Below are 14,354 nucleotides of genomic sequence, written 5' to 3'. Positions count from 1 at the left end.
CTTAAAACCAAAATTACTAAGTCTGCCCCCCCTTTTTAGAGCCTCCTTTACAACAATTAATAATTTTTTTTCATCAATCTGCACACGATTTTCTCACAAATACACAAACCTCACATTCAAACACATAGATTAGTATTTAGATCAAAACAAAGAAAAAAGTATAAATTTTTTCATACCAAATTAAACCAAAAATGAGATTCATGGTTACTTCCCAATATATCTTTTTATGTTATTATCTATATATTTGCATTCTTTAATGCGAAAACAAGTCAAATATTAATAAACATGCATACGAAAAAAATCATTACAACTATTCTCATCATCATTGTAGGGCTAAATGTAAGCTCTTTTGCAAATTGGAAAGACACCTCCAGTGTATTAACCTTAGATCATGCACTAGCACTTGCTGAAGCTAATAATACGGAAATATTAAAGAGTTTAGCAAATATTAAAAATGCAAAAGCTGACCAACAACAATTACTGGCCGCTTTTTTACCTTCTGTTGATCTTTCATATAACTACTCAACTACAAACGATCCACTATATGCTTTTGGCAATAAGCTACAACAAGGAATCGTCACACAAAACGATTTTAATCCGGACTTGTTGAATAATCCGGACCGCATTGATCATTTTAATAGTCAGATAAAGGTTGCACAACCCATCATTAACCTAGATGCATGGATGGCAAAAAGTGCAACGAACCATGCTATTAAAGCAGCTGAGTATCAAAGTGACTATACCAAAGAACACATTCGATTTATTGTAAAACAAACCTATTATGCATTACAATTGGCGGAGGAAAAACAACTTGTACTTTCAAAGGCTCTGAAAGCAACAGAGGCTCATGTTGCAGTAGCAGAGGATAACATGAAACAAGGCTATCTAAAAATAACTGATGTACTGGCAGTAAAAGTTAGGTTATTGGATTTAGAAGCTAAAGTTAAAGAAGCAGAAGATCAGATACAATCAGTGTCTGAAATGTTGAACTTCCTTTTGGGAAGAGAATTGAAAACAAAATTCACCATTGCCGATAACATTGAAAAGGTTGAATATACAAACTATGGTACTCTGAGCGTCTCAAACCGTTCAGACGTAAAGGCCATGCATAATGGTTTAGAAGCTCAAAAGCTCATGAAAAAGAGCAGCTCAATGAAGTTCTTGCCTCGTGTGAACGGTTTTGGAATGTATAACCTATACGATTCGGAATTTGCCAGTTTTGACTCTAACAGCTGGATGGTTGGTTTAAGTCTGCAATGGAAAATATTTAACGGTGGTAAAAACATAGGTAGTATCAATAAATCAAAAGCTCAGCTTCATAAAACAGAACTTTCTTATAAGGAATATATAGCCAAAGAAAACATTGAACTATCAAAAGCCATTCGCAATATAGAAGTTAAAAAAAGTCAGGCTATGAGTTATCAGCTGGCAGCTGAGCAGGCAAAAGAATCAATGCGAATCATATCTGAACGATACAAAGAAGGACTTGAGCGAACCTCTGATTTATTAGCTAACGAGGCTAGTTACGAAGAAAGTGAACTGAAAAGAATAAATGCCATTTACCAATTTAATATTGCTGTATTCAAATATGAATTACTGGCATCTCAGTCTAATCGATAGGCTTCGAAATTTGATAACAACAAAAAATTAAATAATCATGAAGAAAATTTTCCTATTAGTAATGGGTGCAGCATGGATGTTGCACAGTTGTAGTTCCGATTCAAATAAAATCAACGAAAAAAAAGCTATTCCAACAAAAACTACAACCATAAAAACTGAAAAAGTATCCAAAACATATACCTTTTCAGGTACTATTTCTTCCGTTAAAAAATCTACATTAAGTACACGCATAATGGGGCAAATAGACAAAGTTTTAGTTCACGAAGGCGACAAGGTTGAGAAAGGGCAGCTATTAGTAGCCTTAAAAAGCAATGATATAGTTGCTAAAAAAAGTCAGGTTGAAGCTAATATAGCAGCTACAAAAGCTGCCTATAAAAATGCTCAAACCGACTACAAACGAATTCAAAAACTACATAAATCAAAAAGTGCAACCCAAAAAGAATTGGACGATATTACAACTCACTTTTTAATGACTAAAGCTCAATTAAAAGCGGCTGAAGAAGCCCAAAAGCAAGTTGAGGAAACACTTAATTATGCCAATATTAGAGCACCCTATGACGGTGTTATTACCGAACGCTTTGTTGATGGTGGCGACATGGCCAATCCAGGGATACCTCTTGTTGCAATCGAGTCACCCAATAAGTTTGAAGTAATTGCAAGAGTACCTGAATCAGAGATTGATTTAATAGAAAAAGCTGATTCAGTTACCGTACTATTGAATCACTCAAACAAAGTCATAAAAGGCTATGTATCTCGTGTAAGCCCATCCAGTCGATTCTCAGGTTCACAGTTTGAAGCCCGGGTTATACTGGAGCCAACCAATGAGCAACTTTCAATGATCAGAAGCGGCATTTATGCCAAGGTTGAATTAGCCAAAGGCACCGAAGAAAAAATATTGGTTCCATCTGACCTGATTATTAATCGCGGTCAGTTAAACGGCGTTTGGACTGTTAGCAGCTCGGGACATGCTATGTTGAGATGGGTTCAACTTGGTAAATCATTTGATAACAAAAAGGAAGTAATTTCAGGATTATCAAATGGTGATCAGCTCATTTTGGAATGCGACAGTCGTTTATACGATGGCCTTTTCCTAAGTCTTAACTAATTCATTATTAAAAAAACAAAAGAATTATACAAATGAAGACAGGATTTGCAGGAACTCTGGCCCGATTATTTATAAATTCAAAATTAACACCATTATTGATGGTGGCATTTTTAGCAATTGGTCTTTATAGCTCATATCTCACACCTCGTGAAGAGGAGCCGCAGATTGATGTACCCATTGCTGATATCTACTTCCGCTACCCAGGAGCCAGCCCCAAAGAAGTAGAATCGAGAATTGTTAAACCTTTAGAAAAAATAGTTTCTAATGTAAAAGGTGTGGAATACGTTTACTCCACATCAATGCCCGAACAGGCTATGCTGATTGTACAGTTTTACGTTGGCGAGGATGTGGAACGTAGTTTGGTAAAACTATACAACGAAATCATGAAGAATATGGATCAAATGCCACAAGGATCTTCCATTCCTTTGGTTAAGACCCGTTCTATTGATGACGTACCTGTTTTAGGATTAACATTATGGAGTGAAAACTATTCCGACTACCAACTAAAACGAGTTGCTCAGGAACTTAATTCCGAAATTGAAAAAGTAACGGATGTTTCTGAAACTAAAATAATAGGAGGACGCAACCGCGAAATACAAGTTGTATTGAATCGTGACAAGATGGCTACTTACAAAGTAGATCCTTTAATTATTTCCCAAATGATTCAAGCCTCCAACTTACAGTCTTCTTCCGGATCATTTAACCAAAATAACAATGAGTATTTGGTTACAACCGGATCATTTCTCAAATCTGCTGAAGAAGTAGGTAACCTGGTCATTGGAAACAACCATAACCAACCTGTATACCTTCATCAGGTTGCCACCATTTCTGATGGACCTGAACGCCCAGCCAATTATGTTGCTTTTGGGTATGGAGCTGCTAACGAAGAAAAAAATAGCTTTCCGGGAGAATATAATGCGGTTACATTATCTATTGCCAAGAGAAGAGGTGCAGATGCCATGCGTTTGGCCGATCAGATAGAACAAAAGATAGTAGCATTGGAATCGGAATTGATCCCTGAAGACATACATATTGAAATTACTCGTAACTATGGTGAATCTGCTTCCGACAAAGTTGGTGAGTTATTATTACATCTTATGGGAGCTATTATTGCTGTTACCATAGTAGTTATGCTTGCCATGGGCTGGAGAGGTGGATTAGTGGTTTTCATATCTGTACCCATCACCTTCGCCTTAACCATGTTTAGTTATTACTTTCTGGATTACACCTTAAACCGCATAACTTTATTTGCCCTGGTATTTGTGACCGGCATTGTGGTGGACGACTCCATCATTATTGCTGAAAACATGCACCGGCATTTTAAAATGCGTGAATTACCCTTTTGGCAGGCTGCATTGCGTTCGATAGATGAAGTGGGTAATCCCACTATACTGGCGACTTTTACAGTAATTGCTGCAGTTCTACCAATGGTTTTTGTATCCGGAATGATGGGACCTTACATGAGCCCAATGCCAATTGGAGCGTCCATTGCTATGATTTTTTCATTATTCATTGCTTTAATGATAACACCATGGTTGGCCTATCGTTTATTGAAGACTGATGAAGATGAGGACAAAACCAAAGACTATTCGTTGGAGAAAACAATCATCTATAAGCTTTATAACAAAACCATGAGACCCATGATCGAAAGCCCCTTTAAAAGATGGGCATTCATTATTGGTGTTACACTATTACTTTTTGCATCAGCCAGTTTATTCTTATTTAAGGTTGTTACGGTTAAAATATTACCATTCGATAATAAAAATGAATTTCAGGTTGTAGTAGACATGCCAGAAGGTACAACTTTGGAACAAACGGCAAATGTAACTAAGGAATTAGCTGCTTATTTGAGAAACCATGAGATGGTTGATAATTATCAAACTTATGTGGGCTCCTCAGCTCCAATTAACTTCAATGGTTTAGTTCGTCATTACGATATCAGACGCGGATCAAATGTAGCCGACATTCAGGTCAACCTGATATCAAAAAAAGAACGCGATATACAGAGCCATGGCATCGCAAAAGAGTTGCGGCCAGCCTTACAAAAGATTGGAAAGAAATATAACGCTAATGTTAAAGTGGTTGAAGTTCCCCCTGGACCTCCGGTGATGTCAACATTGGTAGCAGAAGTTTATGGCCCTGATTACGAATCTCAAATAAATGTAGCTAGTCAGATAAAAGACCTGTTTAAAACTACAGAGAGTGTTGTGGATGTGGATTGGATGGTTGAAGATGATCAAACTGAATACACCTTTGAGGTTGACAAGGAAAAAGCTCTCCTTTATGGAATTACACCACAGCAAGTAGTTCATGCCATTAATATGAACCTTCGCGGTGCTACTGTTTCATATTTATATGCCGAAAAGGATCATCAACAAGTGGGCATTCAATTACGTCTTTCTCAAGAAGATCGAATCAATCTTGATGGCATCAAAAAGATCAATCTACTTTCTAATCATGGTGATATGGTCGCAATTGGAGACGTAACTGAAATAGGAGAAAAAATAAAAGAAAAAAGTATTTATCGTAAAAACCAAAAAGAGGTTGTATTTGTAACAGCCGATGTTGCAGGCACACTTGAAAGTCCGGTTTATGCGATATTAGATATGTCGGAAAGGCTTAATGAAATAAAACTACCATCTGGCTATAAGATAGATGAGTTTTATAACGGACAACCATTCCTTGAGAACGAATTTGGTCTAAAATGGGATGGCGAATGGCAAATTACATATGAAGTATTCCGCGATTTAGGAACCGCCTTTGCTGTAGTATTAGTAATTATTTACATGCTTATTGTTGGATGGTTCCAGAACCTAAAGGTTCCATTTGTTATGATGATTGCTATTCCATTATCGTTGGTTGGAATTGTATTGGGGCACCTAATGCTTGATGCATTCTTTACAGCTACTTCAATGATTGGTATGATTGCATTGGCAGGTATAATGGTACGAAACTCCATTCTGCTTATCGACTTTATTAATATTCGATTGGCCGAAGGAGCAGCGCTGAAAGAAGCGGTAATTGAAGCCGGGGCTGTACGTACCACACCTATTCTCTTAACAGCCGGAACGGTTGTAATTGGTGCTGTTGTTATTCTTTTTGATCCCATTTTCCAAGGCTTGGCAATATCCTTAATGGGTGGAACCATCGCATCTACCTTCCTTACTCTTGTTATTGTTCCTCTTATATTTTATATGGTTGAACAAAAGAATAGAAGTAAAAAGGATACAAAAAACAAGTCAGAACTGGATACGGATGCTATTGATTGAATTTTCACCTTTAATAACTAACTAAATAATTAATCGTATGAAAATGCTTTTCACAACATCTGCAACCAATTACAGCGAGCAGATTCAAAAAATTTTCAGTGAACACAACGTCACTTTTTACAACGAGTTTGAAGTGGGTAGTATTGAAAAAACAAAGAAACCGCACCGTCTAGGTAATTGGTTTGGCCATGGGAGTCAACCTTTAGGTAAAATTGCCTTTTTCACAATGATAGATGATGATCAGGCAGAAAACCTAATGCAAAAACTTGAGGAGTGTAAACGTGAGATGCCGGATTGTAATCTTCATGCTTACTTATTAAATATTGAAAAAGGTTTTTAACAACCTGTATTAAGAGCACAACAAACTGCTATATGCAGGTACAATCCCCCGTAAAGCCGGAAGTTTTTCTTCCGGCTTTTTATTATTAATGCTAAATAACTCATTCATAAAACACCTACGAATAATCCTTTATTGCTACATCCCAAAAATTCTATTTATCTATTTCATTCAAATAAACAACAAGGTTGTTTAATCGTTATTAAGCCTAAACAGATTAAAAAATGATCAACTCTGATTATATAACAGAACAATTTGAGCAACTGCAGCAGAATATTTGCAAAGTATTAGATAAGGCTGATGGTAAAACCTCTTTTAAAATGAATCCCTGGCAAAAGGATATTGGCAGAGGAGTTTCCGGAGTAATGCAGGATGGCAAATACATTGAAAAAGCAGCAGTTAACTTTTCTAAGGTTAGTGGGCCTTATACAAAACAAATGGCTCAATTACTAGGTGAAGATGCTAATAACTATACTGCAACCGGTGTGTCATCCATCTTGCATCCTATAAATGTACATGTCCCGATAATTCATATGAATGTGAGGTACTTCGAACTAGATAATGGCATTAGTTGGTTCGGCGGAGGTATTGACCTCACTCCTCACTACATCATTAAAGAAGATGCTCAATGGTTTCATCAACAGTTAAAAAAGGTATGTGATAAAACTTATCCCAATTTTTACGAACGTTTTAAACCTTGGGCAGATGATTACTTCTTTTTACCTCACAGAAATGAAACACGTGGCGTAGGTGGAATTTTCTACGACAGAATTAAACCAGATGAAAAACTATCTATTCAACAACTGCTCAACTTCAGTATTGATTTAGGTGAATTATACCCTAAGATTTACTCTGAGCTAATTCAACGTCATGGTGACAAACCTGTTTCGGAAGAAGAACGAAAATGGCAATTGCTTCGAAGAGGAAGATATGTTGAATTCAACCTGGTACATGACCGGGGTACTAAATTTGGACTGGTATCAGGAGGAAATACTGAATCTATTCTTTTAAGCATGCCTCCCGATGCTTCGTGGGAATATATGCAAACACCAATAGAAGGTTCAAGAGAAGCCGAAACTCAAAAATTATTAAAAAAGGAGATTGATTGGATCAATATTGTATAATCACGGCCCAATCAATCAGATATAAACCTAATTTTTAGTTGGAAGAATAATTACCTTCCAACTTTTTTATCCTACTCCACCTGCGAAACCTTTACCTTTACTTCGTATGTAATTTCGGTCCAACCATTCTCTGCCGTTACCACATAATTTAGGGTCCGACTAAAATCATTTGCTGTAACACCACTTTCTTGTACAATACCGTCCACTGTTACAGTTGTTTTTTCAATAGCTTCAAAGGTAGCAATCAACGAAGTTACATCTGAATTATATGGCAGCGGTACTGAATTTGTGATTGTTCTGTTTAAAGCATCAATATTAAATTCAATATTCTCTAAACCTGGAATATTTTCATCAGCTGTAAATCCAAATGAAGTTAATCCGGTAAGAGATGATTTAACATCATCTTCTGGCAAACACGACGTTAATAGAAATGCCACAAACAACACGCACCCAATTGCAACCTTTTGTAAACCTGTTCTCATAACCCTACTTAATTTTTTATCTAAAAACGTTATCCATCCGTCTATTTAAAGATCTTGAAATAACATCTTTTTATGATCTATATTTTGGAACAGACAAAAATACTAAATAGAGATCCAAATAAAAACCCACTTCACCATCCATTTTTTCTCACTGACAATTTATTCTTTAACAAGTCATTTTTTAAAATCGTAAAATCGCTGAGAATTACATAGGAGGAAAATATGAAAAAACTAATATTTTACACACTGATGTTACTGGCATTTTCTGCTGTTCAATACAGTTGCGATCGTTCTTCGGACATTGATATAGCCGATGACGACGATACTGCCAGTGGTGATAGTCACGATGATGATATTGACTATAATTGGGATGAATCCAATGGAACCCTTATTGCACTGGAAGAAACTTATATTCATGTTGAAGGAAGCGGAGTTAGTGTTTCTGGAACTGTAGCAACCATTGACAGCGGAGGTTATTATACAGTATCAGGCACATTAAATGACGGACAACTGCGTGTGAACTCAACAGATAGTGAAAGTGTACACATTCAACTAGATGGTGCAAGTATTACCTGTTCTAACAATGCTGCAATCTATATTGAGCAATCTGAAAAAACAGTTATTATGCTGGCTGATGATACTTCAAACAGCATAACAGATGGATCGACTTACGGAAATGAGGAAGATGCCAATGCGGCCTTATTTAGCAAATCAGATCTTACCTTATATGGAAATGGCACTTTAATAGTTAACGCCAATTATAATGATGGCATCACAAGTAAAGATGGCTTAATCATCTCCAGTGGAAATTACACTATTACAGCAGTTGATGACGCTATCAGAGGGAAAGACTATCTCATAATCAAAGATGGTATTTTTGATATAACAGCAGGAGGTGATGGTTTTAAATCTGACAATGAAGATGCGGGTACCGGATACATCGAAATCGATTATTGCGAATGCAATATAGTATCAGATGGAGATGGAATACAAGCATACAGTAACTTAACAATTACTGAAGGGTATTATACAATTGAATGTGCTGACGGATCTTCAGGTTATCTGGCCAATGATGCTTCTGCAAAGGCTTTAAAAGCCGGATCTACAATACAGATAGATGGAGGAACATTTGTTATTAACACACCTGATGATGCTATACACTCTGATGATGCTCTGATTATTAATGGTGGTACTGCAGAAATTGCAGCTGGTGACGATGCTATACATGCTGATAACTCAATAGAAATAAACGATGGTTATTATACCATCTCAAAATGTTACGAAGGGATTGAAAGTAATTCTATAGTGTTTAATGGAGGCTCAGCCATTTTACATTCCAGCGATGATGGAGTTAACGCCTCAGATGGATCCGGAGGTATGTCTTCAGGAAACTCAACACTTGAAATTAACGGTGGCTTTATTGCTGTTTATGCCTCAGGTGATGGTATAGATGTAAATGGATCAGCCTCTATGACGGATGGAACCGTTTTAGTACATGGACCAATTAGCAATGGAAACGGAGCACTAGATTATGACAGAAGTTTTAACATATCGGGAGGAATACTTGTTGCAGCAGGAAGCTCGGGCATGGCAGAATTACCCAGCACATCTTCTTCGCAACCTTCAATCATGATTAATTTCACTTCAAGCAATACGGCCAATACAATATTTAGCCTTCAAACCAGTAATGGAGATGAAATAGTAACATTTTCACCTGCTAAAACTTATCAGTCGATTGTTATTTCCTCACCTGATTTAAGCATTGGTACTAGTTACATTGCTTACCTTAATGGTTCCTATTCCGGAACTGAAAATGAAGGACTATATACGAATGGAACATATACAGCCGGCAGTCAATATACAACATTTACTACTTCCAGCATTACAACACAAATTGGTAGTTCAGGAGGTGGCCCCGGAGGCGGAGGTCCCAGAGGATGATAACTATTTTTCTTTCATACTCAACATAGTCTCTTGCTTTTAGCGAGAGGCTATGTTTTTTAAAAAGTGACTCACCTAAAAGGATAAATTAAAATCATATATTTACTATACGAACAAAACAGAACCAAGTGACAAACTCTCCTTTTAAACTCAATACCAGATCTATCAACTGGATGGCAGCCATTATCATTGGACTATTTGTTATATTTCCTGACATTGCCAGAGAATTGGAGAACAATGAAGAAATGCCCGAACGAGTAGAACAATTTTTAATTCCACCTCCTGTTCAGAACCCGAATCATCCTATTCCAGACAATCGCGAGTATGACAGACCTCCAAATGAACAACACTTTAATCCAATAGATCCGGGAGCCAGAAAATTCCTCCCTAAAATATTATTTGAGTTCTTTTATTTTTTCGCTTTAGCATTACTGTTATTATATATCAATAACAGTCCTAAAAGCTTTTTAAAGTCTTCGAAAAAATTTGCACGATACAGACTTAGTCTTTTAATATTTGCTACATTGCTAATTTGTGTATTAGCCCAATATTTATATTCTATTTTTAGAGGTATCAACTCACATGGGCCTGACTTTGGTTTCTTCAACGGCATGGTGTTATTCAAATGCTTTTTTGTTGGAATTATTGCGGTGTTATTTAGTCAACTTATTCAGGTTTTGTTTAAACAGCAAGAAATTAGATTAGAGGTGGAAAAATTACGTTCAGAAAATCTTCGCAATCGCTTTGATGCACTGGCAGCTCAAATAAATCCTCACTTCTTTTTTAATTCCCTTAACGCATTGTCTGGACTGGTAAGAGTAAAAGATAATTCTAACGCCTTAAAATATATCAATGAATTATCTCGTATTTTCAGATATGTATTAAAGGGTAATTGCCAACATCTGGTTTCATTGCAAGACGAAATTAATTTTTTAAAGGCCTATCAATACCTTCTTCAAATCAGATATGGAAATAACCTTTCGTTTGAGATTAAAGGCACACCAGAAGAATACAATAAATTTCAACTTCCTTACTTATCGCTTCAACCACTAATTGAAAATGTGATAAAGCACAATATTATAAGCAAGACTCACTCGATGCAAATTAATATCTTTATAAAAGAGAACAACAGACTGATAGTTTCTAATCCTATTCAACCCAAAATTGAAACTGAACCTGGAACTGGCATTGGATTAAGTAACTTAAATAACCGATATAAATTACTAATGAATCAAGACATTAGTAGCTTTATTACTAACAATATATTTGTGGTTGAATTACCTCTTTCCTCAATAGATCAAGAAAATAATGAAAGCACTAATAATTGAAGATGAACATACGGCTGCCGAAAACCTAAAAGCCATTATAAAGCAGGAAGAACCTGATATGGAAATTATGGATGTACTCGATAGTGTTCAAGCATCAGTTGATTATTTCCAAAACAATCCATTGCCCGACATTATTTTTATGGATATTCATTTAGCTGACGGACAGTCATTTTTGATATTTGAAAAAATTGAATTAACATGTCCGGTAATTTTTACCACGGCCTACGATGAATATGCACTGGAAGCATTTAAAGTAAATAGTATTGATTACTTGCTAAAACCCATTGAACCCAATGATGTTAGCAAAGCAATAAAGAAACTTAAACAGCTCACACATACTGATAAAGATGAATATACTCAACGAATTGAGACCTTTCTATCGAGTAGAACAAATTATACCAAAACATTTTTAATTCCTCATAAAGATAAATTAATACCCATCCCAACTTCACAAATTGCCTTCTTCTACACTTCCAATGAAGCAGTTTCCGTTACAACAACTGATGGACGAACTTACCCTATGGATAAGTCCCTGGATACCTTAATGACTAAATTAGACCCGGAAGCATTTTATAGAGCTAATCGCCAGTTTATTATTTCTCATCACGCCATTAAAGAAGTTGCCATATGGTTTGGCAATCGACTTTCAGCTATTCTAGTAGTACCCACCCAAGAACGAATCATCATAAGTAAAGCCCGGGTTTCATCCTTTAAAAAATGGCTTATTCAAAGCTAACAAACTGCATTTCAACATCCTTAACTACATAGCAAATTCCATACTTATTACTAGCTTAAAATTTCCCAGTTCACCTGCTAAAATGGTTGCTTAATAGTAGTCCACAGTTACTTTCTCATTCATTTGCAGTAAAATCGTGAAGCAAAAGGAAAGCATTCAATCCTTTTCAACACAGGAAAACTATTATAAAACTAATTCGTGCTGGATTTGATTAATCAATGCACGAATAAAGACCATACAGGAGCTATGAAAATGTTAGATACTTCTTGCTTCCGTCCAATATCTCTCGAACATATGGACGAAGTGAAGTTGATGAATAGAACAGACACAAAATATTGTGCTACTATCGATCAACTTAACGAATTATTTCAAAAGATTCAACCACATTACTATGTTTTAACAATGGATGGAGAGAACCAACTTCCTTATGAAACAACCTATTTCGATACTCCATCAGCATTAATGTATTCCAACCATGTAAGAGGGAAGAAAAACCGCTATAAAATAAGAAGAAGAACTTATCTCTCAACTGGAATTCATTTTATAGAGATAAAGTTTAAAAATAACAAAGGAAGAACCATCAAAGAAAGAATAGAAACGGAGGCTATCTTTAAAGAATTAAGTCCAAAAGAGCAAGTTTTTCTAAATGACAAGACCCCGTTTGATCCTATTTATCTTCAACCGGGTTTACAAAACCGTTTTAAAAGAATTACACTGGTAAACAAAAACTTAAAGGAAAGGTGTACCATTGATGTTAACTTACAATTCATACAACATCAAGAAAAAGTTGTTTTGAAAGATTTAGCCATCATTGAAGTCAAAACAGGTGATAGAAATACTTTATCGGAAATAGCAATAGCATTGCGTAATATGCGTATTAAACCATCAGGTTTTAGTAAGTATGCTATGGGAAGATCATTGGTTGACGAAAAAATAAAGTCAAATGCCATTAAACCTAAAATTCGGAATCTACAAAAACTATCAAGAATTTCCATTTTCACTCATCAATTAACTTAATTTTTAATGATTACATTTATAACAGTATTGTTTTCTCTCCTACTGAAAACATTTGCATGGGAAGATCAACTTCGTTTTCTTGACATTAAAGTAATAAACCTCAGTGATTTTACAGAGTTAATCGTTCGTTTCGGCCTCAACCTGTTGCTTATTTTCATTATTGTACATTTTATGTACGCTCGTAACAGCAAACGAAAAGACTTCTACTTTAGTTATTTATCTATCGGTGTCATCGTTTTTTTAATGTGCTTTTTATTAAGCAGTGTTAAGCTGGAGTTAGGTTTTGCTATGGGCTTATTTGCCATCTTTGGTATTATCCGGTACAGAACAGATGCTATTCCAATCAAAGAAATGACTTATCTATTTATTGTCATAGGCGTTTCTGTAATTAATGCATTGGCCAACAAAAAAGTTAGTTATACCGAATTGATGGTAACCAACGGAATTATTTTGGTTGGTTTATGGTTTCTGGAAAAACGTTTGAGTCTCAAGCAAGAAAACAACATAACGTTGATTTATGAAAAGATTGAAAACATTCATACCATGAAAAAAGCAGACCTTTTGGATGATTTAAAAATCAGAACCGGAATAGCTATTAAACGATATGAAATTAAAAAAATTGATTTCCTGAGAGATATTGCTGAGATCACACTCTACTTCAATGCAAATGGCAATAATTAACTTATTCAAATTAAAATCAATGAAACAATTTTTAAAATCGTATATACAACTATTCCTTTTATTACTATTAACAGTTGTTTCCTTCTCATTATCCGCACAGAATATTGAGAACGAATGGCAAACACGAACAGCTTTTACTGCACAGTTTAAACTGGCTAAAAAACTTAAAATGGAAATTGCTCCCGAAATACGTTTTGAAGATCAGTTTAATTTAGATCGAACACAACTGGAAGCTGAACTAAAATATAAAGCACTGGATTATTTAACCATTGGTACCCGTTATCGTTACATTATAAATTATCGTGTCAATAAGGATACTGAATATATGCATCGATACCTATTTAACGCTACTTTAAAAAAAGATTTTGATCGCTGGACTTCCGGGTTTCGTTTAAATTATACTGATTACACCGATGACAATGATGGTTCAGCCTTTTTACGTTATAAGGGATTCTTTTCATACAACATTAAAAACTGTAAACTGACCCCTAAAGCTAGTTTTCAAGCTTACCATGACCTATCTAATTCTGAATGGTATAAACTAAGATATGCAGTAGGTTTTGATTATAAAATAAGTAAGAAAAACAGCATTGGCCTGTCATATAAATTAGATTACTATTTAAATGAAGCACGAAACAGGCATATTATTGATATAGGTTATAAAATAAAATTTTAACCAAAAAGCGGAAAAGCTGCTAATCTTCCCGATTGTCA

At 35.5% G+C, this 14,354-nt stretch carries 12 protein-coding genes; 11 read left to right on the top strand and 1 reads right to left on the bottom strand.

Annotated features, from left to right (window positions below; genetic code table 11):
• Window positions 1-285: 285 nt before the first annotated feature.
• The 5 genes from KEM10_RS11480 to hemF all read left to right on the top strand — a co-directional run bounded on the left by KEM10_RS11480 (window position 286) and on the right by hemF (window position 7,455).
• Complete coding sequence (locus KEM10_RS11480) at window positions 286-1,620, top strand: TolC family protein (RefSeq protein ID WP_212216146.1); 1,335 nt, start codon at window positions 286-288, stop codon at window positions 1,618-1,620.
• 37 nt (window positions 1,621-1,657) lie between these two features.
• A complete protein-coding gene (locus tag KEM10_RS11475; protein WP_212216145.1) occupies window positions 1,658-2,725 on the top strand; it encodes an efflux RND transporter periplasmic adaptor subunit in 1,068 nt (355 codons plus the stop codon).
• 32 nt (window positions 2,726-2,757) lie between these two features.
• Window positions 2,758-5,994: an efflux RND transporter permease subunit gene (locus KEM10_RS11470; protein WP_212216144.1), complete on the top strand. Its 3,237-nt coding sequence runs from the start codon at window positions 2,758-2,760 to the stop codon at window positions 5,992-5,994.
• A gap of 37 nt (window positions 5,995-6,031) precedes the next feature.
• A complete protein-coding gene (locus KEM10_RS11465; protein ID WP_212216143.1) occupies window positions 6,032-6,334 on the top strand; it encodes a hypothetical protein in 303 nt (100 codons plus the stop codon).
• Window positions 6,335-6,555: 221 nt separating this feature from the next.
• Window positions 6,556-7,455, top strand: coding sequence for an oxygen-dependent coproporphyrinogen oxidase (gene hemF / locus KEM10_RS11460; protein WP_212216142.1), 900 nt, complete (start codon window positions 6,556-6,558; stop codon window positions 7,453-7,455).
• A gap of 71 nt (window positions 7,456-7,526) precedes the next feature.
• Here the strand turns inward: hemF and KEM10_RS11455 are convergent, their stop codons facing one another.
• Window positions 7,527-7,937 carry a DUF6242 domain-containing protein gene (locus KEM10_RS11455; protein WP_212216141.1) on the bottom strand — a complete coding sequence of 137 codons (411 nt, stop codon included), beginning with the start codon at window positions 7,935-7,937 and terminating at the stop codon, window positions 7,527-7,529.
• A 222-nt stretch (window positions 7,938-8,159) separates the two neighbouring features.
• Between KEM10_RS11455 and KEM10_RS11450 the strand changes: the two genes are divergently transcribed.
• From KEM10_RS11450 to KEM10_RS11425, 6 genes are all read left to right on the top strand, one after another.
• Window positions 8,160-9,878, top strand: a complete 1,719-nt coding sequence (locus KEM10_RS11450) for a carbohydrate-binding domain-containing protein (protein ID WP_212216140.1) — start codon at window positions 8,160-8,162, stop codon at window positions 9,876-9,878.
• Between the two features lie 128 nt (window positions 9,879-10,006).
• Window positions 10,007-11,206: a sensor histidine kinase gene (locus KEM10_RS24740; RefSeq protein ID WP_212216139.1), complete on the top strand. Its 1,200-nt coding sequence runs from the start codon at window positions 10,007-10,009 to the stop codon at window positions 11,204-11,206.
• On the top strand, window positions 11,187-11,942 hold the full coding sequence (locus KEM10_RS11440) for a LytR/AlgR family response regulator transcription factor (RefSeq protein ID WP_212216138.1): 756 nt from the start codon (window positions 11,187-11,189) through the stop codon (window positions 11,940-11,942). Before KEM10_RS24740 ends, KEM10_RS11440 begins: the two co-directional genes overlap by 20 nt.
• A gap of 246 nt (window positions 11,943-12,188) precedes the next feature.
• Window positions 12,189-12,959, top strand: a complete 771-nt coding sequence (locus KEM10_RS11435; protein ID WP_212216137.1) for a polyphosphate polymerase domain-containing protein — start codon at window positions 12,189-12,191, stop codon at window positions 12,957-12,959.
• A 6-nt stretch (window positions 12,960-12,965) separates the two neighbouring features.
• On the top strand, window positions 12,966-13,640 hold the full coding sequence (locus KEM10_RS11430) for a DUF4956 domain-containing protein (protein WP_212216136.1): 675 nt from the start codon (window positions 12,966-12,968) through the stop codon (window positions 13,638-13,640).
• 19 nt (window positions 13,641-13,659) lie between these two features.
• Entirely contained in the window at window positions 13,660-14,316 is a 657-nt protein-coding gene (locus KEM10_RS11425) for a DUF2490 domain-containing protein (RefSeq protein ID WP_212216135.1), read from the top strand.
• Window positions 14,317-14,354: the final 38 nt, after the last annotated feature.

Source organism: Carboxylicivirga linearis, assembly GCF_018271995.1.
Classification (GTDB): Bacteria; Bacteroidota; Bacteroidia; order Bacteroidales; family Marinilabiliaceae; genus Carboxylicivirga; species Carboxylicivirga linearis.
Note: the sequence above shows the minus strand (reverse complement) of the source record. Positions and strands in the feature narration are given on the sequence as shown.

Coding starts and splice junctions, on each gene's coding strand:
- KEM10_RS11480 (WP_212216146.1), top strand. CDS start 286: ATGCATACGAAAAAAATCATTACAACTATTCTCATCATCATTGTAGGG.
- KEM10_RS11475 (WP_212216145.1), top strand. CDS start 1,658: ATGAAGAAAATTTTCCTATTAGTAATGGGTGCAGCATGGATGTTGCAC.
- KEM10_RS11470 (WP_212216144.1), top strand. CDS start 2,758: ATGAAGACAGGATTTGCAGGAACTCTGGCCCGATTATTTATAAATTCA.
- KEM10_RS11465 (WP_212216143.1), top strand. CDS start 6,032: ATGAAAATGCTTTTCACAACATCTGCAACCAATTACAGCGAGCAGATT.
- hemF (WP_212216142.1), top strand. CDS start 6,556: ATGATCAACTCTGATTATATAACAGAACAATTTGAGCAACTGCAGCAG.
- KEM10_RS11455 (WP_212216141.1), bottom strand. CDS start 7,937: ATGAGAACAGGTTTACAAAAGGTTGCAATTGGGTGCGTGTTGTTTGTG.
- KEM10_RS11450 (WP_212216140.1), top strand. CDS start 8,160: ATGAAAAAACTAATATTTTACACACTGATGTTACTGGCATTTTCTGCT.
- KEM10_RS11440 (WP_212216138.1), top strand. CDS start 11,187: ATGAAAGCACTAATAATTGAAGATGAACATACGGCTGCCGAAAACCTA.
- KEM10_RS11435 (WP_212216137.1), top strand. CDS start 12,189: ATGAAAATGTTAGATACTTCTTGCTTCCGTCCAATATCTCTCGAACAT.
- KEM10_RS11430 (WP_212216136.1), top strand. CDS start 12,966: ATGATTACATTTATAACAGTATTGTTTTCTCTCCTACTGAAAACATTT.
- KEM10_RS11425 (WP_212216135.1), top strand. CDS start 13,660: ATGAAACAATTTTTAAAATCGTATATACAACTATTCCTTTTATTACTA.